10 protein-coding genes and 3 pseudogenes are annotated in these 21,636 nt (G+C 64.5%); 5 read left to right on the top strand and 8 right to left on the bottom strand.

Annotated features, from left to right (window positions below; translation table 11 throughout):
- Positions 1-39 precede the first annotated feature (39 nt).
- Entirely contained in the window at positions 40-2,859 is a 2,820-nt protein-coding gene (locus MKK04_RS01590) for a dermonecrotic toxin domain-containing protein (protein ID WP_241106172.1), read from the top strand.
- On the opposite strand, the gene MKK04_RS01585 is transcribed toward MKK04_RS01590, so the two are convergent.
- From MKK04_RS01585 to glnE, 8 genes and pseudogenes are all read right to left on the bottom strand, one after another.
- Positions 2,820-4,262 carry a lipopolysaccharide kinase InaA family protein gene (locus tag MKK04_RS01585; protein ID WP_241106171.1) on the bottom strand — a complete coding sequence of 481 codons (1,443 nt, stop codon included), beginning with the start codon at positions 4,260-4,262 and terminating at the stop codon, positions 2,820-2,822. The genes MKK04_RS01590 and MKK04_RS01585 overlap by 40 nt on opposite strands.
- Positions 4,262-5,014 (bottom strand): lipopolysaccharide kinase InaA family protein, encoded by a 753-nt coding sequence (locus MKK04_RS01580; RefSeq protein WP_233694683.1) that lies wholly within the window; start codon positions 5,012-5,014, stop codon positions 4,262-4,264. The genes MKK04_RS01585 and MKK04_RS01580 overlap by 1 nt, the downstream gene beginning before the upstream one ends.
- 7 nt (positions 5,015-5,021) lie before the next feature.
- Positions 5,022-5,744: pseudogene (locus MKK04_RS01575) on the bottom strand (lipopolysaccharide kinase InaA family protein); the annotation flags it as partial.
- A complete protein-coding gene (gene rfaP, locus MKK04_RS01570) occupies positions 5,744-6,550 on the bottom strand; it encodes a lipopolysaccharide core heptose(I) kinase RfaP (RefSeq protein ID WP_207833964.1) in 807 nt (268 codons plus the stop codon). The gene rfaP and the pseudogene MKK04_RS01575, both read right to left, overlap by 1 nt.
- Positions 6,547-7,671, bottom strand: coding sequence for a glycosyltransferase family 4 protein (locus MKK04_RS01565; RefSeq protein WP_013970538.1), 1,125 nt, complete (start codon positions 7,669-7,671; stop codon positions 6,547-6,549). Before MKK04_RS01565 ends, rfaP begins: the two co-directional genes overlap by 4 nt.
- A complete protein-coding gene (waaC, locus tag MKK04_RS01560) occupies positions 7,671-8,729 on the bottom strand; it encodes a lipopolysaccharide heptosyltransferase I (protein ID WP_207833956.1) in 1,059 nt (352 codons plus the stop codon). Before waaC ends, MKK04_RS01565 begins: the two co-directional genes overlap by 1 nt.
- Positions 8,730-9,779 (bottom strand): lipopolysaccharide heptosyltransferase II, encoded by a 1,050-nt coding sequence (gene waaF, locus MKK04_RS01555; RefSeq protein ID WP_063914530.1) that lies wholly within the window; start codon positions 9,777-9,779, stop codon positions 8,730-8,732.
- Positions 9,780-10,002: 223 nt separating this feature from the next.
- Positions 10,003-12,937, bottom strand: a pseudogene (glnE, locus tag MKK04_RS01550) (bifunctional [glutamate--ammonia ligase]-adenylyl-L-tyrosine phosphorylase/[glutamate--ammonia-ligase] adenylyltransferase).
- 383 nt (positions 12,938-13,320) lie between these two features.
- On the opposite strand from glnE, the gene aceE reads away from it, so the two are divergent.
- From aceE to msrA, 4 genes and pseudogenes are all read left to right on the top strand, one after another.
- Positions 13,321-15,966, top strand: a complete 2,646-nt coding sequence (gene aceE, locus MKK04_RS01545; protein WP_207833928.1) for a pyruvate dehydrogenase (acetyl-transferring), homodimeric type — start codon at positions 13,321-13,323, stop codon at positions 15,964-15,966.
- Between the two features lie 13 nt (positions 15,967-15,979).
- On the top strand, positions 15,980-17,617 hold the full coding sequence (gene aceF, locus MKK04_RS01540) for a dihydrolipoyllysine-residue acetyltransferase (RefSeq protein WP_207833926.1): 1,638 nt from the start codon (positions 15,980-15,982) through the stop codon (positions 17,615-17,617).
- A gap of 493 nt (positions 17,618-18,110) precedes the next feature.
- Positions 18,111-20,801: a putative bifunctional diguanylate cyclase/phosphodiesterase gene (locus MKK04_RS01535; protein WP_233688029.1), complete on the top strand. Its 2,691-nt coding sequence runs from the start codon at positions 18,111-18,113 to the stop codon at positions 20,799-20,801.
- A gap of 165 nt (positions 20,802-20,966) precedes the next feature.
- A pseudogene (gene msrA / locus MKK04_RS01530) lies at positions 20,967-21,634 on the top strand (peptide-methionine (S)-S-oxide reductase MsrA).
- Positions 21,635-21,636 lie beyond the last annotated feature (2 nt).

Genomic DNA, 21,636 nt, shown 5'->3' with positions numbered 1-21,636 from the left:
GGCCGCCATGGTTGGCTCCCTTGATCACGGAGCCCTGCCATGACCCCTTTGCAACGCCTCGAAACCCTGGATGCCAGTATCAGTGCGCTGCACCACGGGCAACCCACCCTTGTGGCCGGGCTGGCGCCCGCCCGGTTACGCCAACGTTTCTTCAACGACCTGGCGTTGTTCTGGAACGAAGCCCCCAAAGGCAGCCAGAGCAGGCGCCAACGGTTACACAAGCTGCGTCAGGAACAATTGCTGGCGGAACTGGAATTGCGCCTGGCCGACCAGACCCTGGATTATCAGCACATCAGCCTGCTGCGCACCTACCTCGAATTGCCGTTGCCCTGGCAGCGACCACATTTGCCCAGCGAGTTGAAGGCACAGGCTTACCGACCGGTATTCAGCAGCCTCAGCCCCCAGCGCAGGCTGGCCCTGCCAGGCACATTGATATTGGTAGCCGACGGCCCCGAAGGTAGCGATGCCATCCCGGGCAAAGTCACCGGCAAGGCGCTGCTCTGCAGCCTCGCCCACGGCATCGAAGGGTTTGACAGCCTTGCCGAGCTGCATGTCGAACTCTGCGAGCGCCTCGACGACTGGCTGCAAATCCAGCCCTTCCTGCAAATGCTGCCACGCACGGAGGACCAGCAATGGCTGATGCAAGCCGACCGCTTGCGCTATGAGTGGTTTGCCGACGATCTGGTGGCGCAGCAGGTACGCGACCTGACAGACTGCCAGCACCAGCGGCTGACACTGGCCTGGCAAGCCGCATGGCAACATGCCCAGCTACCTGACCTGGACGAGCTCGGAGCAACGCTGGCCAGCCAGCAGTCGCTCACCGGCTTGATGAGCAGCAAGCACGCCCTGGCTACACGTTACGCCCTGCTGCTCGAAAAGCACCTGCCAGCATGGCTGCGCAATACGCCCCCACAAGGCCTGGCGCATATCATGCAAACCATGCAGGAACTGGCCGGGGCTATAACCCAGGCCGCCGCACCAGGGCTGCTGACCCTGGACCAGTTTCGCGAACGCCACCACTTGCAGGCCTGGGTGCGTGCGCGGCTCGCCAAACAGCTGGCACAAACACTGGCCATCAGCATACCGCCGCAGCGCATCTGCATCAGTGTCACCCTGGCTCGTCGGCGCGGGCCTTTGCTCAATCCCCTGTCACCGTCCAGCTACATCGCCGCCGCCGCCCGCCCGCAAGTGGGCGACACCGTCGAAATGGTGGCGGTCACTTACCGCCTGGACGAACTGGCCTTGCTCAACATCAGCTGGTTCGACGTGGATTACTGGCTGACGGCCCGGGTACACGACGACACTGGCGCCCCACTGGCGAACCTGTCCCCCGAACAGGTCAGGACACTGGTGCGCAAGCTCGATGCCGGCAGCGGCTATGAGCGCTACTTGCGCACACACCTGCTGGACTCCCCATCGGCCAACTGGCGAATGGAGGCCCACGGCAACATCAACCGGGCACGCATGCGCGCCGAGGCGGCCAAGGCTCGCTACGTCGGGCACTTCCTGCCCGGCCAGCAGGAGCAGGGTTACCACTGGGCCAAGGCAGTTGTCGACTACCCCGACAGCAGCCGCCGCCCGCCCATCGACGGGCAGCACATCGTCGTTCGCCAGCTGGTTGTGGACGGGCATACGCTGCAAGGCGTGCTGCTGCTCAATGCCGAAAGCCCCAATCAACCTTCGCTGGTGATCTACACGCCGGATGCACCAGACCGGCGTGCCTGGCGCGAATTCCGCAATGCCCGCGGCATGCTGCGGGCAGTGCGTGGCAACCCCGCACTGCAACAGTATTTCATCCAGCGCGCCCCTGGCGCCGATGCCAGGCGCCTTGAAACGCTGTTCCGCAAGGGGCGCCTCGGGCCGCATGTGCAAAGGCCGATCATCCCCGGCAATCTGTTCAATGCCCTTTACCGGGCAGAGGTACATGCCTTGATCGCCGAGGCGGACACCAACAGCCGCAGCAATCGAGAAGTGCTGGGCGAGTTCGGCCTGGCCACGCTACGCCTCATACTCGACCTGGTCAGCCTGGTACTGCCGGCACCTGCCATGTCGGCGCTGGCGTTCGGACGCATGGGCATTTCCATATGGGACGGCTTCGAGGCCATGGAAAAGAACGACCATGAGGCAACCCTGCACCACGCCATCGCGGCGCTCAGCCATGCCAGCGACGGTCTCAACAGTTTTGCCGGCTCTACCTTGATGCGCCGGGCACTTCGTGGTTTGCCGCCACAACCGCCCAGGCCATTGCCACAAACCCATGCGGCAACCGTCGACCTGGCCAAGCTGCGCTACCGGATAGAGGGGGTACATGGCGAACAGGTCTATGAGTACATCAGTGCCACACCCGGGCCCGATCGGTACTTCGTGAAAGACAGCCAAGGCCGGGTGTACAACGTCCATTTCGACGGCCAGCGCTGGCGTGCACTCGACCCGCGACAGCCTGACGCCTACGTACAGCTGCCAGTCAAACGCCTGGCCGACGGTTCCTGGGTGGTCGATTCGCCCGTGCTCTGGTACGACGGCTTGCCCGATATCGAGCAGTTGTTAGCGGACTGCCGCCTGGCCCCACCGCGCGAAGGTGTGCCAGTCGAAAGTGAAGCAGACCTGTTCGACGCCAACGGCCAGCTCTACCTGCAGTTGGCCGACAATCAGCTGCCGGTGCGCCGGCATCTGCTGGCCGGCCACTATCACCTGCAAATCGCCGGGCAGGCCCTGAGCACGGTCAAGGCCTGGGCCGTGCTGCGCCAGCAGGATGGCCAGTGGCGCATCCGCGTGCGCCAACCCGGCCGCAGCAGCGACTGGCTGGCACTGCCGGCGGACTACTCGGCCAGCTTGGGCAGCAACCGGTCCAGCCGCTGATGCAAGGCACTGCCACTCGGCCAGTTGCGCAGCAGCCGCGCCCGGTCACGGGCGTAGGCCGGGGCGAAGCTGAGCTGGGTGGCGTGCTGGCACATGGCATCGAGGTCGATCAGTGACCACTGGCCGTTGTGCCAGAACAGGTTGTGGCCCTTGAAGTCGCCGTGGCTGATGCGCTCGCGAATAAGTTGCTGCATCACATGCACCAAGGCATCCACCTGCTCCTCGGGCGCATCACCGTTGTCCACGTAGGGTGCGAAGCACTCGGCCAGGTCCGGGCCATCGACATACTCGGTGACCAGGTAGGCACGGCTGCGCAAACCCATCACCCGCTGCTCCAGCACTGCCAGCGGACGCGGCGTGGCGATGTCGAGGAATTCCAGGCGGTGGCCTTCGATCCATGAATGCCAGGCACGGCTCGGGCGCCAGAAGCGTTTGAACCAATGTGCGGTGTTCTTGATGTTGTAACGCTTGAGCACCAGCGTGCGCCCGCCAACCTCGATGCGCGCCACACTGGCCGCACCACCGGTCTTGTACAGGTGGCCCTGGTCGATCAATGCGTCGGCCTGCTCCAGCACCGGCAGCATGGCTTCGACCTCGTTGCGGCGGATCGCCCGCAGGCCGGAAAGGCTGCGCTCGACACTGAACAGGCTGCATTCACGGCCAGCCTTTTCCAGGTAGTCCCTCTGGCGCCAGCTGCGCACCTTGTCCACCTGCTTCTGCAAGGCTTCCAGCGGCAACGCATGCTCGGCGTTGGCCAGCAGGTAGTGCACCAGCAGTTCTTCGATGAACGGCTCCAGGCGCTTGGGTAGCTGGGCGAAGAACACCCCAAGGTTTTCCAGCACACGCGGGCGCGACAGCTGCTGGCCAGGTGTTTCGGCCTTGATCCCGGCGCCGTCGATCAGGTACAGCTTGCCGCCGTGGCGCAGCAGGTTGTCCAGGTGCAGGTCTTCCTGCCACAGGCCCTGGGCATGCATGTGCGCCACCGCAGTGAGCGCTTCGCCCAGCACCAGGTGCTGCTCGTCGGCAAGCACCGGCAGGTTTTCCACTGCCGCCCAGGCATCGGCCAGGCTTTCGGCACCGTCGAGGAGCTCGAACAACAGCCAGCCGCCTTCGCCTTCCTTGAGGCCGTCGGCCAACAGCTTCGGCGTGGTCAGGCCCTGCTCGGCCAGCAGCTTCACGCCTTGCAGTTCGCGCTGGAAATGCCGGGCAGCGTTACCACCGACCAGCAGCTTGGCCAGCACTGGGGTCCCGCGCCACACGCCGGCGCCCACATAGCGCTGGCCCGGCAGCACGCGCAGCAGGCTGAGCAATTGCAGGTCAGCCGTGCCGGCGGCATCGGCCAGGGTGATGCTCAGGGGCAACGAGGGGTTGCGCCCGGCCTCTTTCAATTCAGACAAACGCATCAGCGGGCCTCTTTTTCACGACGGCGTTGCGTCAGGCGTTGCAGCCAGGTATCGACCAGCGTGCCATCGGCCGGCTGCGCCAGGTAGCTGGCCAGCAATGTACGCACATCGCCTTCGCTCCAGACCGGGGCGCGACGCAGCAGCGGCTCCAGGTCCTTGAGGCGGTCACGCATGCCGAACAGCAGGGGTCGGGTCTTTTCCAGGTCGATCAGTTGCGCGTCCCAGCCATCGCGGCGCTGGCGCAGGAAGATGTGCTTGGGGTAGAAGCAGCCATGCACCTGGCCGGCACTGTGCAGGGTGCGCGCCAGCTGGCCGCAGGCCTGCAGCACGCCGTTGCGTTCAGCATCGCTCAGTTGTGGCCACCGGGCCAGCAGGCTGTCGAGGTCGGCCCATTCGTCCAGGGCGCGGGTCATCAGGATCGCCCGGTGCGTGCCGCCTTGCTTGCGCTCGCCGTAGAACACCGCCTGCAACGCCGGAATGTGCAGCTTCTGGTAACGGCTGATGTTGCGGAATTCGCGGGCGAAGGTCGGCTCGCCGAACGGCCGGTGCAGGGTACGGGTCAGGTAGTCGCTCTGGCGCTTGAGGTAGTAGCCCTTGCCTTCGAGCTCCAGGCGAAACACGCTGCTCCAGCCACCGCGACCGGTGTTCGGTTCGTCCACGGCATCCAGTTGCAGCGCCCACAGCGCCTCGAAGTCGTCCAGGCCATGGCGTTTGAGCAGCGCGAGGTCCGCGCTGGCCAGGTAATCGGTCATTCCCTTCCTCGAAAAAGCTCACCACCTGGCGAATGCGCTTCTTGTCACGCACATTCAACCGGTCGCGGCCGCGGTATTGCAGGTAGAAACGCAGACGCTGGGTTGCCGACAGGTGGTATTTGGCCACTTTGTCCAGGCAGGCCAGGTCCTTGATCATCCGGTGCCGCCACATGAAGCCGCGCCAGAAATCGCCGGTGGGGCAGTCGATGAAGAATAGCGTGCCCTGGTCATCGACCAGCAGGTTGCGCCACTTCAGGTCGTTATGGGCGAAATGGTGCTGGTGCATGATACGGGTGTGGCGCGCCAGCTGGCTGCTGACATGCCCGACCCAGGCACGGTCGGCCAGGCGTGCATCGTTGCGCTCGGCCAGTGCCGACAGGTCTTCGGTGCGCGGCAGTTCGCGGGTGATCATCGCGCCCCGGCCAAAGGCCAGGCCATTGCGCTCCAGGCCCCAGGCCACCACCTCGGCCGTGGGGATGCCCCACTTGTGGAACTGCTTGAGGTTCTGCCATTCGGCCTTGATTCGCGGCCGCCCCAGGTAGCGCCGCATGTGCTTGCCGGCCCCGGTGTAGCGCTTGACGTAGTAATTGACCCCCTCACGCGTGATCCGCACCACTTCGCTGAGCGGGTCGCGGGTCAGGCGTTCGCCTTGCAGGGCAAATACCGCATCGAGGCTGCCGAAGTCCGCCGCCAGGTGTTCGTAGCCCGGCGCCAGTGTCCACCCCGCCATCAGAGTGCATCCCCATAGCGTTGCTTGCGATCGTAGAGTTTCTGCGCCTTGCGCTCCAGCCAGGCGAGCAGCGCGGCTTCCTCTTTCAGGATCTGCCGCAGCGGGCGCTGGAAGTAGCCGCGCAGGAAGCGCAGCTTGTCGCGTTGGGTCAGGCCAATATCCAGCGCCGAGAAGTACAGCGCGGCCAGGTCCTTGTCGCGCCAGCGGCGGCTGATTTTCGCCCGGGTCTGCGCGCGGTGCAGGTCGATCACCGACAGTTTGAAATCTTCCGCCGTCACCGGGCGGTCGGTGTGAAGCAGGAAGTGACAGATGTAGCAGTCGCGGTGGTTGACCCCGGCGCGGTGCATGCCGCCGGTCATCTTCGCCACCTCGGCGATCAGCGCACGCTTCAGGCGTGGCTCGGGTGGCTGCCTGACCCAGTCGATGCTGAAGTCTTCCAGGCTGATGGTCGGCGCCAGTTCCTCAGTGATGATGAACGAGTGTTGAGCGGCCGGGTTGCTGCCCCGCTCGCCATAGGCGACGGCAGTCATGGTCGGCACGCCAACCTGGTGCAGGCGCTGGATGGCCTGCCATTCCTGGCCGGCGCCGAGCACCGGTAGCTTGGCGGTTAGCAGGTTCTTGAAGATCTCACCCCAGCCGATGCCGCGGTGGATCTTGACGAAGAAGCCCTCGCCAGCGACCTCGGTGCGCAGCGTGCGACGCCCTTCCAGCTCGCGATAGACCTCGCCTTGCAGCGCCTCCACGGCGTCGAAGGCATCACGCCCGGCCCACAGGCGCTTGAACGGTTCGGCCAGTATCAGCTTCATGCAGACTCCTGCCCCAGGATCACGTCGGCAGCATGTTGCGGCATGCTGTACAGATCGGCGGTTTCAGCAAACGCCAGGCCGTTGCGCGACCAGCTGGCGCGGGCCTGCTGGTCTTCGAGCATACGCTGCAGATAGCCATTGAGTTGTTCCTGCTCGAACGGCTCGTCCAGCACCAGGCCGCTGTCGGCCTCGGCAATGTAGTGGGCGTAGCCACACACCTTGGAGACCAGCACCGGCAGGCCAGCCACCAGCGCTTCGAGCAGCACCGTGCCGGTGTTCTCGTTGTACGCCGGGTGAATCAGCAAGTCGGCACCCAGCAGGAAGCGCGGGATGTCGCTGCGGCCCTTGAGGAACTGCACCTGCTCGCCCAGGCCCAAGGTAGCGCTTTGCAGCTGGAACACCTTGGGGTCATCCTGGCCGATCACCATCAGCCTGGTGCGCTTGCGCAGGGCCGATGGCAGTGCGGCCAGGGCCTTGAGGCTGCGGTCCACGCCCTTGGTCTTGAAGCCCGAGCCAATCTGCACCAGCAGCAGGTCGTCATCGCCCAGGTTGAATTCCTTGCGGAACTCGGCGCGGATTTCGCCGGCGTTGGCCGGCGCGCGGCGGTCCTGGGAAATGCCCGGTGGCAGCAAGTGGAAACGTTCCACAGGGGTACCGTAGTGCTTGATGAACAGCGGCTGCTGCACTTCGGAAATCATCAGTACTTCGGTATGGGCGTCCTTGGCGAACACCGCACGTTCGTACTCGGCAAAGTGCCGGTAGCGGCCCCAGCGGCGGTACAGGCCGCCACGCAGGGTCTGCGCCTTGTCCTCGAAACAGCCGTCGGCGGCGTAGTACACGTCCAGCCCGGGCATCTTGTTGAAGCCGATCAGGCGGTCGACCGGGCGCTTGGCCAGGTCGGCGGCCATCCAGGCGCTGAGCTTCTCGTTGCGGCGGTGGTTGAAAATCGCCTTCACCGGCGCCACCAGCACTTCGAAGCCCGGCGGAATGTCACCCTCCCAGATCAGCGTGTACACGCGAATCTGGTGGCCCCGCTTCTGGCATTCCAGGGCAATGCGCATGAAATCGCGCTGCAGCCCGCCGAAGGGGAAATACTTGTAAAGCACGAAAGCCAGTTGCATCAACGGACATCCTCAGCCAGCAGCAACGCGCTCAAGCGGCTCGCCACATGCTCGGGATTCAGGCGAGTGAAGCACAGCGGCCACTCGCGTTTGAGATCGAACCGGCGCAGGTCGTCGGCGCTCGGTTTGTAGGTGCACTTCTTCTGCAGGCAGGGCGCGCAGGGCCAGTCACTGGCCTGGTGTATCTGGGTCCGTCCGTAGGCGCCGGTCAGGCCCGGGTTGGTCGGGCCGAACAGCGAAATGGTGGGCACATCGAGTGCCGCCGCCAGGTGGCCAAGGCCGGTATCGACCGCCACGCAGGCTTTTGCCGCCGCCAACACGCGAGCGACGCCGGCAAGGTTCAATTTGGGGAGTACCTGGCAATTGTTCAAGCCCTGGGCGATGCGCTCGGCCCGAGCCTTTTCGGCCGGGTTACCCCACGGTAGGCGCACCTCCAGCTTGCGCCGGCCCATGCGTTCGGCCAGTTCGCGCCAGTAGGCTTCGGGCCAGTGCTTGGTCGCCCAGGTGGTGCCATGCAGGAACACCACATAGGGGGCGGCTGGCGGTAGTTGCAGGCGCTCGAGGTCGAGGCCGTAGTTGCCGATGCCTTCCGGCAGGTCGTAGGCCAGGGCCATGGCGAACAGCTGGCGCACCCGCTCCACCGCATGCTGCCCGGTGGCAACCGACAAGCGCCGGTCATAGAAGCGGCTGGCCCAGCCTTCACGGGCCGAGTAGCGGTCCAGGCCAGCTACCGGCGCCTTCACGTAGCGGGTCAGCCAGGCCGACTTGACCAGGCCCTGGGCGTCGATCACCAGGTCGTACTTGCGCTCGCGTACTCGCTGCTTGAACGCCTTCCACTCGCCACTCTTGATGGTTTGCCAGAGGTTCTTGCGCCAGCGGCGGATGGCCACCGGGATCACCTGGTCGACCGCCGGGTGCCAGCCGGGGATTTCCGCGAAGCCTTCTTCCACCACCCAGTCGAAGCGGATGCCCGGGATAGCGTGGGCGGCATCGGTAAGCGCCGGCAAGGTGTGGATCACATCACCCAGCGACGAAGTCTTGATGATCAGTACCCGCACTTAGTCGACCTCGGCCACGGTATCGATCAGGTCCGGCCCGCTCAGGCTGTGCAGGGCGGCAATGACTTTGCCCGGTTCCAGCAGGCGCAGGCAGTTGTAGTGGCCGAAGCGGCAGGTGCGGTCGAAGCACGGGCTGCACTCGATGCCGGTGCGCACCACCTCCACGTGCTCGGCCAGCGGCGGGGTGAAGCCTGGCGAGGTCGAGCCGTACACCGCCACCAGCGGGCGGTTCAGCGCGGCGGCCACGTGCATCAGCCCGGAGTCGTTGGACACCACGGCATGGGCGCAGGACATCAGGTCGATGGCCTCGGCCAGCGAGGTTTCGCCGGCCAGGTTGGACGATTCTTCACGCAAGCCCGGGATCAGCCGATCACGGATCTGCTCACCGACCGGGTGATCGTTCTTCGAGCCGAACAACCACACCTGCCAGCCCTGGCGGATCATCGCATCGGCCACGGTGGCGTAGTGCTCGGCCGGCCAGCGCTTGGCCTCGCCGAACTCGGCACCGGGGCACAGCGCCAGCACCGGGCGGTCCAGCTCCAGGCCGAACTTGGCCAGGGCAGCATCACGGCTTTGCGCTTCGATCTGCAGGCTGGGGCGCGGGTACGGCTGCGGCAGCTCGGCGCCGGGCGCGTAGGCCAGGGCCATGAAGCGCTCGATCATCAGCGGGTAGCGGGCCTTGTCCAGCTTGCGCACGTCGTTGAGCAGGCCGAAGCGCATTTCGCCGCGCCAGCCAGTACGCTTGGGGATACCGGCGAAGAACGGCACCAGCGCCGACTTCAGCGAGTTGGGCAGCAGGATGGCCTGGTCGTACTGGCCGGCCAGGGATTTGCCGATGCGTCGCCGCGTGGCCAGTTCCAGCGCGCCGTGGCCGAGCGGGAAGCTCAGGGCCTGACGGACCTCGGGCATGCGTTCGAGGATCGGCCGGCTCCACTCGGGGGCCAGCACATCGATCACGCAGTCGGGGTGCTGCTGTTTCAGGCACTGGAACAGGGTCTGCGCCATCACCATGTCGCCGACCCAGCTGGGGCCAATGATCAGTATTCTCATGCTTAGTCCAGAAACGCTCGGGGAGGCTGCAGGCTGCGGTACAGCCTGGCCTCCCCTCTTTATATTCAGGCTATGTGGCGGACAGTGTACCACTCAGGCATATCCGTCGCTGATTGCAGACCCTGTGGGAGCGGGTTTACCCGCGAACACCGGCGAAGCCGGTGCCAGGCAACGCGTGGCCTTCTGCGCGGGTGAACCCGCTCCCACAGGGTTGGCGGGGCCTTCAGGTAAGGCCCAGTTCACCCCAGATCCGCCGCACCTCACGGCGTTCATCGGCAAACTGCGCCGCATCGATCACCCCGGCCTGCTTTTGCAGGGCCTGGCGGTGCGAGGCCGAGCGGAACGCCTTGTACACTTCACGCAACAGCACCGCGTCACTGGCCGGCATCAACCCTGCCTGCTCCAGCTCTTCCAGAATGCGGATGTTATCGGTCCATCGAAGTATGGCCGGATGGTCGTGAGACCAGGCCAAAGCGGCGTATTGCACCATAAATTCGATATCGACGATACCGCCCGCATCCTGCTTGATATCGAACGGTACACCGGCCTCGAAGGCATTGGCCGCGGTACCGGCAGCGGTAGCCTTGGTGCCGAGGTTATCGCGCATCTTGGCGCGCATTTCGCTCACTTCGCTGCGCAGCTTTTCCAGGTCGCGGGCCTGGCCCAGCACCTTGGCGCGCACGCCTTCGAATGCAGCGCCCACCTGCTTGCAGCCCACCAGTACCCGGGCGCGCACCAGGGCCTGATGCTCCCAGGTCCAGGCTTCGTTCTGCTGGTAGCGCTCGAACGCGCCCAGCGAGCTCACCAGCAGGCCCGAGGCCCCCGACGGGCGCAGGCGCATGTCCACGTCATACAGCTGGCCCGAGTTGGTCTGAGTGGCCAGCAGGTGAATGATGCGCTGGCCCAGCCGGGTGAAGAACTGCGCACTGTCGATGGGCTTGGCGCCGTCGGTTTCGGCCTGCGGGTCGCCATCGTGGATGAATACCAGGTCCAGGTCAGAACCGTGGCCCAGCTCCAGGCCGCCCACCTTGCCGTAGCCGATGATGATGAAGCCTGGGTCACACAGGCTGCCGTCGCTACGCTTGGGCTGGCCGTGGCGAGCCACGGTCTGGCGCCAGGCCAGGGCCAGCACCTGGTCGAGGATGGCTTCGGCCAGCCAGGTCAGGTAGTCGCTGACTTTCATCAACGGCAGGTTGCCGCTGATTTCCGAGGCGGCCACGCGCAGGCTGTGGGCCAGCTTGAAGTGGCGCAGCGCCTCCATTTGCTGTTCCAGGTCGTCCTCGGGAATGCGCGTCAGGCGCTCGCGCAGCTCGCTGGCCAACTCCGGCGCCAGTGGCGGGCTGAACAGGCGGCCTTCGTTGAGCAGTTCGTCGAGCAGCAGCGGGTAACGGGCAATCTGCTCGGCAATCCACGGGCTGGCGGCGCACAGGGTCAGCAGGCGGCGCAAGGCGCCGGGGTTTTCGGTGAGCAACACCAGATAGGCAGAACGCCGTGCCACGGCCTCGACCAGCGGCAGCACGCGCTCGAGCACCAGGTCGGGGTTGTCATGTTCCACAGCCTGGGCCAGCAGCCGTGGGATAAAGGCGTCCAGGCGTTCACGCCCGATCCGTTGCATGGAACGCAGCTGCGGGCTGGAGCGCAGCGCGGCCAGGCGCCGCAGGGCTTCGGCGGGCTGCTGGAAACCGGCCTCTTGCAGCTGGCGGCCAGCGGCATCTTCATCCTGCGCCTGCTCCCACAGCGGCGACCATTCGCCCCCCACCACCAGTTCGCCCTCGCCGTCTTCATCATCCGGGTCGGCGATCACCTGGCGGAAGTGCCAGTCAATGCGGCCACGCCAGTGCGTCAGCTGGTCATGGAAGCTTTGCCAGTCGGCATAACCGAGCATGTAGGCCACCCGCGCCTGATCGGTCTCACTGTCCGGCAGCATCTGCGTCTGACGGTCGGCAATGGCCTGGATGGCGTGCTCGGCATAACGCAGGAATTCATAACCTTCACGCAGTTCGGCAACCACGGCCGGTGGCAGGTAGCCCTGGCCTTCAAGGTGTGGCCAGCACTTTCAGCAAAGGCCGCTGCTGCAAGCTGAGGTCGCGCCCGCCGTGGATCAGCTGGAAGGCCTGGGCGATGAACTCCACCTCGCGAATGCCCCCGGCACCCAGCTTGATGTTGTCGGCCATGCCCTTGCGCCGCACTTCCTGCTGGATCAGCTGCTTCATGGTGCGCAGCGCTTCGATCGCGGAAAAGTCCAGGTAACGGCGGTACACGAACGGCCGCAGCATCTCCTGCAACTGCGCACCGGCCGCCTGATCACCGGCCACCACCCGCGCCTTGATCATCGCGTAGCGTTCCCAGTCACGGCCCTGGTCCTGGTAGTACTGCTCCAGGGCATTGAAGCTGAGCACCAGCGCGCCGGCCGAGCCGTACGGGCGCAGGCGCATGTCGACACGGAACACGAAGCCGTCGACGGTGACCGGGTCCAGTGCCTTGATCAGGCGCTGGCCCAGGCGGGTGAAGAACTCCTGGTTGTCCAGCGAGCGCTTCACCCCTTCGGTTTCGCCGCCTTCGGGGAAGGCGAAGATCAGGTCGATGTCCGACGACAGGTTCAGCTCCACCGCGCCCAGCTTGCCCATGCCCAGCACCACCATGTGCTGCGGCTGGCCGCTGCGGTTGCCGACAGGCGTACCGAACTGCTGACAGTGGCGCGGGTACAGCCATTGGTAGGCTTCGTCGATGGCGGCATCGGCCAGATCGGACAGGTCGCGGCAGGTTTCGCCCAGCGCGGCCTGGCGGGTGATGTCGCGCCAGATGATGCGCATCTGCTGGCGGTTGCGCTCGCGGCGCAGGTTGCGTGCCAGCTCGTCCTCGCTCTGCGCCGCCTGGGCGGCTGCCGCGATGTGACCGCGCAGTTCACCTGCGGCGTAACGCCGGTCCAGCTCGCCACTGGCCAGCAGGCCGAACAACATGGCCGGCTCGCGCCGGGCCAGGCCGAGCACGAAGTCGCTGGCGGCGGCAACCTGGTCGAACTGTTGCCGATGCAGCGGGCTCCAGGCCTGCAGGTCGAGTTCCGGGTGGGCAGCCACGGCATCGCTGATGAATTGCTGGTTGCGCGCGACCAGTGGTTGCAGGGTAGCGGGCAGATCGGACGGCAAAGGTAGGCGCATGGTCTATCCTTGATCGGCGTGAAATAGAGGGGAAGAAGCGGCCAAGGGGAAGCCGGACCACGGTTGGACTGTCGTACAAAAGTTGGAAATAGCTGAAATGAACGAAAAAATGGCAACAAACATCAAGAATTACCCGCTCGCGACACAACGCCAACCAACATGAACGTTTTTCCTCACAAGCCAGCATGCGACGAAACGTCGCACAAATGTAGTTTTACTACTACCCGTGTCGTGTAAAAGCATGAAATGCGAAAGCAAATGTAGTAAAACTACACGGCGCCGGAGGACACCCCGGTAATCCAAGAATTCACGACGTCTGCCCATAAGGCCAGTCGCAACTTCAGGCAATCGATTCTGGTTGCCTTTCCGCCCTGGAGCAAGCCATGCAAGACCTCGATCCAATCGAAACCCAGGAATGGCTGGATGCCCTGGAGTCGGTCCTCGACAAAGAAGGCGAAGACCGCGCTCATTACCTGATGACCCGTATGGGCGAGCTGGCCACCCGTAGTGGCTCCCAGCTGCCGTATGCGATCACCACGCCATACCGCAACACCATCCCTGTCACCCACGAAGCACGCATGCCTGGCGACCTGTTCATGGAACGCCGCATTCGCTCGATGGTGCGTTGGAACGCCCTGGCCATGGTCATGCGTACCAACCTGAAAGACTCGGACCTGGGCGGACACATCTCCAGCTTCGCCTCCAGCGCCACCCTGTACGACATCGGCTTCAACTACTTCTTCCAGGCACCGACCGAAGAACACGGCGGCGACCTGATCTTCTTCCAGGGCCACGCCTCGCCAGGCGTCTACGCCCGTGCCTTCATGGAAGGCCGCATCAGCGAAGACCAGATGAACAACTTCCGTCAGGAAGTGGACGGCAACGGCCTGTCTTCGTACCCGCACCCATGGCTGATGCCTGACTTCTGGCAGTTCCCGACCGTATCGATGGGTCTGGGCCCGATCCAGGCCATCTACCAGGCACGCTTCATGAAGTACCTGGAAGCCCGCGGCTTCATCCCGGCCGGCAAGCAGAAGGTCTGGTGCTTCATGGGCGACGGCGAGTGCGACGAGCCGGAATCCCTGGGCGCAATCGCCCTGGCCGGCCGCGAGAAGCTGGACAACCTGATCTTCGTCATCAACTGCAACCTGCAGCGCCTCGACGGCCCGGTTCGCGGCAACGGCAAGATCATCCAGGAACTCGAAGGCGTGTTCCGTGGCGGTGGCTGGAACGTCAACAAGGTCGTCTGGGGCCGCTTCTGGGACCCACTGTTCGCCAAGGACACCAACGGTGCCCTGCAGCGCCGCATGGACGAAGTCATCGACGGCGAGTACCAGAACTACAAAGCCAAAGACGGCGCGTACGTTCGTGAGAACTTCTTCAACACCCCAGAGCTCAAGGCCATGGTCGAAGACCTGTCCGACGAAGAGATCTGGAAGCTCAACCGTGGCGGCCACGACCCGTACAAGGTCTACGCGGCGTACCACCAGGCGGTCAACCACAAGGACCAGCCTACCGTCATCCTGGCCAAGACCATCAAGGGTTACGGTACCGGTGCCGGCGAAGCCAAGAACACCGCACACAACACCAAGAAGGTCGACGTCGACAGCCTGCGTCACTTCCGTGATCGCTTCGACATCCCGGTCAAGGATGCCGACCTGGAGAACCTGCCGTTCTTCAAGCCGGAAGAAGGTTCTGCCGAAGCCAAGTACCTGGCCGAGCGCCGTGCTGCCCTGGGCGGTTTCGTGCCACAGCGCCGCGCCAAGAGCTTCAGCGTACCGACCCCGCCACTGGAAACGCTGAAAGCGATCCTGGACGGCTCGGGCGACCGCGAAATCTCCACCACCATGGCCTTCGTGCGTATTCTGGCGCAGCTGGTCAAGGACAAGGAAATCGGCCAGCGCATCGTCCCGATCATCCCGGACGAAGCCCGTACCTTCGGTATGGAAGGCATGTTCCGCCAGCTGGGCATCTACTCGTCGGTCGGCCAGCTCTACGAGCCAGTCGATAAAGACCAGGTGATGTTCTACCGCGAAGACAAGAAGGGCCAGATCCTCGAGGAAGGCATCAACGAAGCCGGCGCCATGTCGTCGTTCATCGCTGCTGGTACCTCGTACAGCTGCCACAACCAGCCGATGCTGCCGTTCTACATCTTCTACTCGATGTTCGGCTTCCAGCGCATTGGCGACCTGGCCTGGGCCGCTGGCGACAGCCGCACCCGTGGCTTCCTGATCGGCGGTACCGCCGGCCGTACCACCCTCAACGGTGAAGGCCTGCAGCACGAAGACGGTCACAGCCACATGATGGCGGGCACCATCCCGAACTGCCGCACCTACGATCCGACCTACGGCTACGAGCTGGCGGTGATCATCCAGGACGGCATGAAGAAGATGACCGAAGAGCAGCAGGACATCTTCTACTACATCACCGTGATGAACGAATCCTACCAGCAGCCAGCCATGCCGGCCGGTGTCGAGGAAGGCATCATCAAGGGCATGTACCTGCTGGAAGAAGACACCCGCGAAGCCGCGCACCACGTGCAGCTGATGGGCTCCGGCACCATCCTGCGCGAAGTCCGCGAAGCGGCGAAGATCCTGCGTGAAGAGTTCAACGTCGGTGCCGACGTGTGGAGCGTCACCAGCTTCAACGAACTGCGTCGCGACGGCCTGGCCGTGGAACGCGCCAACCGCCTGAAGCCTGGCCAGAAGCCACAGCAGACCTACGTCGAGCAGTGCCTGACCGGTCGCAAGGGCCCGGTCATCGCCTCCACCGACTACATGAAGCTGTTCGCCGAGCAGATTCGCCAGTGGGTGCCGAGCAAAGAATTCAAGGTCCTGGGTACCGACGGTTACGGTCGCAGCGACAGCCGCAAGAAGCTGCGTCACTTCTTCGAAGTCGACCGTCACTTCGTGGTGCTGGCTGCCCTGGAAGCCCTGGCTGACCGTGGCGAGATCGAACCCAAGGTTGTTGCAGACGCTATCGTCAAGTTCGGTATCGACCCGGACAAGCGCAACCCACTGGACTGCTGAGGAGTATTTTTAAGTGAGCGAACTCATTCGCGTACCTGACATCGGCAGCGGTGAAGGTGAAATCATCGAGCTGTTCGTCAAGGTCGGTGATCGTATCGAGGCTGACCAGAGCCTGCTGACCCTGGAGTCCGACAAGGCCTCCATGGAGATCCCGGCCCCGAAAGCCGGCGTCATCAAGGAACTGAAGGTCAAGCTGGGCGACCGCCTGAAAGAAGGCGACGAGCTGCTGGTTCTGGAAGCCGAGGGCGCCGCTGCTGCGGCCCCTGAGGCCCCGGCTGCCGCTCCGGCTCCAGCTGCTGCACCAGCGCCTGCCGCCGAAGCTGCCCCTGCGCCGGCAGCAGCGCCGGCTGCCGCCAGCGTGCAGGACATCCACGTACCGGACATCGGTTCGTCGGGCAAGGCCAAGATCATCGAAGTGCTGGTCAAGGTCGGCGACACCGTCGAAGCCGACCAGTCGCTGATTACCCTGGAGTCCGACAAGGCCTCCATGGAAATCCCGTCGCCGGCTGCCGGCGTGGTCGAAGAAGTCCTGTGCAAGCTGGAAGACGAAGTCGGCACTGGCGACCTGATCTTCAAGCTGAAAGTTGCAGGCGCTGCGCCGGCTGCCGCTCCGGCACCTGCCGCTGCTGCTGCCCCGGCCAAGGCTGAGGCTGCTCCGGCCGCCGCACCTGCCGCTGCAGCCCCGGCTGCTGCTCCTGCACCGGTTGCCAGCGCACCGGCTGCCGGCAGCAATGCCAAGGTTCACGCCGGCCCGGCGGTTCGTCAGCTGGCTCGTGAATTCGGTGTCGACCTGGGCGCGGTTGCCGCGACCGGTCCGCACGGCCGCATCCTCAAAGAAGACGTGCAGGTCTACGTCAAGGCGATGATGCAGAAGGCCAAGGAAGCTCCGGCAGCCGCCGGTGCAACCGGTGGCGCCGGCATCCCGCCGATCCCTGCCGTGGACTTCAGCAAGTTCGGCGAAGTGGAAGAAGTGGCCCTGACCCGCCTGATGCAGGTCGGTGCTGCCAACCTGCACCGCAGCTGGCTGAACGTGCCGCACGTCACCCAGTTCGACTCCGCCGACATCACCGAGCTGGAAGCCTTCCGCGTTGCGCAGAAGGCCGTGGCCGAGAAGGCTGGCGTCAAGCTGACCGTGCTGCCACTGCTGCTCAAGGCCTGCGCCTTCCTGCTCAAGGAACTGCCGGACTTCAACAGCTCGCTGGCGCCAAGCGGCAAGGCCATCATCCGCAAGAAGTACGTGCACATCGGCTTCGCCGTGGACACTCCGGACGGCCTGCTGGTCCCTGTGATCAAGAACGTCGACCAGAAGAGCCTGCTGCAACTGGCTGCCGAAGCGGCTGCGCTGGCCGAAAAAGCCCGCACCAAGAAGCTGTCGGCCGACGAGATGCAAGGCGCCTGCTTCACCATCTCCAGCCTCGGCCACATTGGCGGCACCGGCTTCACGCCGATCGTCAACGCGCCGGAAGTGGCTATCCTGGGCGTCTCCAAGGCGACCATGCAGCCGGTCTGGGATGGCAAGGCCTTCCAGCCGAAGCTGATGCTGCCGCTGTCGCTGTCCTACGATCACCGTGTGATCAACGGCGCTGCCGCCGCACGCTTCACCAAGCGCCTGGGCGACGTGCTGGGCGATATCCGCACCATGCTGCTGTAAGGCAGCACACTGCCCCTCCTTGCGAGGGGCAGTACCCTTTCGAGCTGCCACGCTCGTACCTCAACCCCGTCGATTGGCGGGGCTTTTTTTACCTGCCGATAGAGGTTTGGCGCCTGTGAAATCGAGCGCCGCCCGCGCGGCGCATCGCGAGCAAGCTCGCTCCTACATCTGTTTCTGGCCAATTTTTCCTGTGGGATTTGCGCGCGAACCCTTGGCGTATGGCTCGATATCGCGTCGTAGAAGCAAGGCGGTCGCGCGCGCCTGTCACAGGCATGACTGGCCCGAAACAGATGTAGGAGCGAGCTTGCTCGCGATGCGCCGCGCGGGCGGCGCTCGACCGCCCAGACGCCAAAAATCTCAAGGCGATCCAAGATTTGCCGATAACCCGTCCACAGCATCACGCATGGCTGCTTGCCAGCCCCCGGGACATGATGCAACCTTGCCAGATCCGCCGCCGCCCCAAAGCAGCGTCACCTCTTCAAGCGAGTCTTCGATGAAAAGCCAACCCGATGCCACCAGCCGTGTGGTGGCCGAGGTCGTCACGCAGTTACCCGTGCCCTCGCGGCTCGGCATGCTGCGTTTCGAAAGGCTCAACGAAGCCACCTGGTCCATGCTCTACCTCGACCCGGCCTGCGAGCGCCAGTTCGGCCTGCACGCCAGCGACCTGTGCGCCCTGGTAGACGCGCCCTATGCCAGCCTGATGGAGCCCGAGGCCCGCTACCGGCTGCACGACGAGATCCAGTTGCAACTGGCCCAGCGCGGCTACTACCGCGTGCGCTACACCCTGCACACGCCAGCTGCATCGCTACGCCTGCTGGAAGCTGGTGAAGCCTACAAGCAGCACAACCGCCACCTGTTACGCGGCTACCTGAGCGTGTTCGACGAGCAGCCCGAGGATACCGGCGAGGCCGGTGCCAGCGACCTGGAGTCGCGCAACAACCGCCTGCAACTGGCACTGCAACTGAACCAGCGCGCGCAGCAGGAACAATTCGAGCATCTGGAACGGGTACGCGGCCAGCAGGACCTGATCCTGCGCCTGGCCCGTCAGCGCTACAGCGCCGGTAACTCGCTGCGGGAAGCCGCCCAGCTGATTACCCGCAGCGCCTGCGAGATCTACAAGGTCGATATTGCCAGCATCTGGCACCTGGAAGACCAGCGCCTGGAGCCGATCACCGCCTGGTACCGGGAAGCGCAGGAGTACCGCCAGCCCGAAGCCATCGATGCCAGCCGCTTCCCCGACTACCTCGACGCGCTGCACGCCAGCCGCGCCATCGACGCTCACAATGCCGGCCACGACCCGCGCACCCGCGCTCTGGCACAAAGCCTGTACCCGGAAAACAAGGCGATGCTGGATGCCAGTATTCGCGTCGATGGTCAGGTAGTCGGCGTGCTGTGCCTGGAGCAGACCGGCCAGACACGGGCCTGGCAATCGGACGAAATCGCCTTTGCCGGCGAGCTGGCCGACCAGTTCGCCCAGGTCATCACCAACCACAACCGGCGCACCGCAGCCAGCGCCCTGCACCTGTTCCAGCGTGCCGTCGAGCAGAGCGCCAACGCCTTCCTGCTGGTCAACCGCGACGGCGTGGTGGAGTACGTCAACCCCAGCTTTACCGCCATCACCCAGTACAGCACCGAGGAAGTGCAAGGCCGCCACCTGGGCGAGCTGCCGGCGCTGGAAAACCTGAGCGAGCTGCTGTTCGACTCGCCGTCGAGCCTGGCCATGGGCAACAGCTGGCAGGGCGAGTTCAAGAGCCGGCGCAAGAACCTCGAGCCCTACTGGGGCCAGTTGTCGATTTCCAAGGTCTACGGCGACAACCGTGAGCTGACCCACTATATCGGCATCTACGAAGACGTCACCCAGACCAAGCTGGCCCAGCAGCGCATCGAGCGCCTGGCCTACACCGACAACCTGACCAACCTGGGCAACCGCCCGGCGTTCATCCGCAGCCTGGACGAGCGCTTTGCCCGCGATGGCGAAAACTCGATGTGCCTGCTGCTGGTGGACATCGACAACTTCAAGCGCATCAACGACAGCCTCGGCCACCAGACCGGCGACAAGCTGCTGATCAGCCTGGCCCGGCGCCTGCGCAACAGCTTGCACACCGGCGGTATCCTGGCGCGCTTTGCCAGTAACGAGTTCGCCGTGCTGCTCGACGACACCACCCTGGAAGATGGCCAGGGCGTCGCCCAGCAATTGCTGCGCACCCTCGACAAGCCGATGTTCGTCGATAACCAGCTGATCAACGTCACCGCCTCGGTGGGCCTGGCCTGCGCGCCACTGCACGGCGCCGACCCGGCCAGCCTGATGAAGAACGCCGGCCTCGCGCTGCACAAGGCCAAGGCCAACGGCAAGCACCAGGTGCAGGTGTTTACCGAAGTGCTCAATGCCGAAGCCAGCTACAAGCTGTTCGTCGAGAACAACCTGCGTCGTGCCCTGACCCAGAACGAGCTGGAGGTGTTCTACCAGCCCAAGCTGTGCCTGCGCAGTGGCCGCCTGCTGGGGCTGGAAGCCCTGCTGCGCTGGAACCACCCCGAGCGTGGCATGATCCGCCCGGACCAGTTCATCAGCGTGGCGGAAGAGACCGGCCTGATCATCCCCATCGGCAAATGGGTGGTACGCCAGTCGTGCCGCATGAGCCAGCAGCTGCGCGAGGCCGGCATGGGCAACCTGCATGTGGCCATCAACCTGTCGCCCAAGCAGTTCTCCGACCCGGACCTGGTGGCGTCGATCAGCACCATTCTCAAGGAAGAAGCCCTGCCCCCGCACCTGCTGGAGCTGGAACTGACTGAAGGCCTGCTGCTGGAGGCCACCGAAGATACCCACCGCCAGCTGGATGAGCTGAAGGACTTGGGCCTGACCCTGGCCATGGACGACTTCGGCACCGGTTATTCGTCGCTGAGCTACCTGAAGAAGTTTCCGATCGACATCCTCAAGATCGACCGCAGCTTCATCAATGAAATCCCGGACAACCAGGACGACATGGAAATCACCTCGGCGGTGGTGGCCATGGCCCACAACCTCAAGCTGAAAGTGGTGGCCGAGGGTATCGAGACGCCGGAGCAACTGGCGTTCCTGCGCCGGCACCGCTGTGACGTGGGCCAGGGCTACCTGTTCGACCGGCCGATCCCGGGGCGGGAGCTGGCCGAACGACTCAAGCGCTACCCGCGTGGTCCTGTGGCCTGACAGCCGCATAAACCTCGGGCACTATAGCGCTCATACGGGCCCCTTCGCGGGTAAACCCGCTCCCACAGGTACACCACAATATTCGAAATCTGTGCAGGACCTGTGGGAGCGGGTTTACCCGCGAATGCCCCAGCCCCCATCTCAAAGATCTACAGAGGAACGGCCATGGTCCTGCGTTCGGAAATCCTGGTGAACAAAAACGTCATGCCTACCGCGGAACAGGCCCTGCCTGGCCGCGAAACGCCAATGAGCCTGCCCGAGTTCCATTATGTCTTCAAAGACACGCCACTGCTCGGGCCCTTCTTCGAGGGCGCCATCGACTTCGCCATCTTCGGCCTGGGTTGCTTCTGGGGTGCCGAACGCCGCTTCTGGCAGCGTGAAGGCGTGGTCAGCACGGTGGTCGGCTACGCCGGCGGCTTCACCCCCACCCCACCTACGAGGAAGTCTGCTCGGGCCTGACCGGCCATACCGAAGTGGTGCTGGTGGTATTCGACAAGGACAAGGTCAGCTACCGCGAGCTGCTGGCGATGTTCTGGGAACTGCACAACCCGACCCAGGGCATGCGCCAGGGCAACGACATCGGCACCCAGTACCGCTCGGCCATCTACTGCACCAGCCCTGAACAGCTGGAACAGGCCAAGGCCAGCCGCGACGCGTTCCAGGCTGAGCTGACCAAGGCCGGCTTCGGCGAGATCACCACCGAGATCGACCAGGCACCGACCGTATACTTCGCCGAGGCCTACCACCAGCAGTACCTGGCCAAGAACCCGGACGGCTACTGCGGCATCGGCGGTACCGGCGTGTGCCTGCCACCAAGCCTGCAGGGTAACTGACG

This window comes from Pseudomonas sp. LS.1a (assembly GCF_022533585.1).
Lineage (GTDB): Bacteria > Pseudomonadota > Gammaproteobacteria > Pseudomonadales > Pseudomonadaceae > Aquipseudomonas.
This window is presented reverse-complemented; position numbering and strand designations above follow the sequence as displayed.

What these genes read in the sequence shown, in the direction of transcription:
- MKK04_RS01590 (WP_241106172.1), top strand. Translation starts at nt 40, where the DNA reads ATGACCCCTTTGCAACGCCTCGAAACCCTGGATGCCAGTATCAGTGCG.
- MKK04_RS01580 (WP_233694683.1), bottom strand. Translation starts at nt 5,014, where the DNA reads ATGACCGATTACCTGGCCAGCGCGGACCTCGCGCTGCTCAAACGCCAT.
- MKK04_RS01585 (WP_241106171.1), bottom strand. Translation starts at nt 4,262, where the DNA reads ATGCGTTTGTCTGAATTGAAAGAGGCCGGGCGCAACCCCTCGTTGCCC.
- waaF (WP_063914530.1), bottom strand. Translation starts at nt 9,779, where the DNA reads ATGAGAATACTGATCATTGGCCCCAGCTGGGTCGGCGACATGGTGATG.
- MKK04_RS01535 (WP_233688029.1), top strand. Translation starts at nt 18,111, where the DNA reads ATGAAAAGCCAACCCGATGCCACCAGCCGTGTGGTGGCCGAGGTCGTC.
- rfaP (WP_207833964.1), bottom strand. Translation starts at nt 6,550, where the DNA reads ATGAAGCTGATACTGGCCGAACCGTTCAAGCGCCTGTGGGCCGGGCGT.
- MKK04_RS01565 (WP_013970538.1), bottom strand. Translation starts at nt 7,671, where the DNA reads ATGCAACTGGCTTTCGTGCTTTACAAGTATTTCCCCTTCGGCGGGCTG.
- aceE (WP_207833928.1), top strand. Translation starts at nt 13,321, where the DNA reads ATGCAAGACCTCGATCCAATCGAAACCCAGGAATGGCTGGATGCCCTG.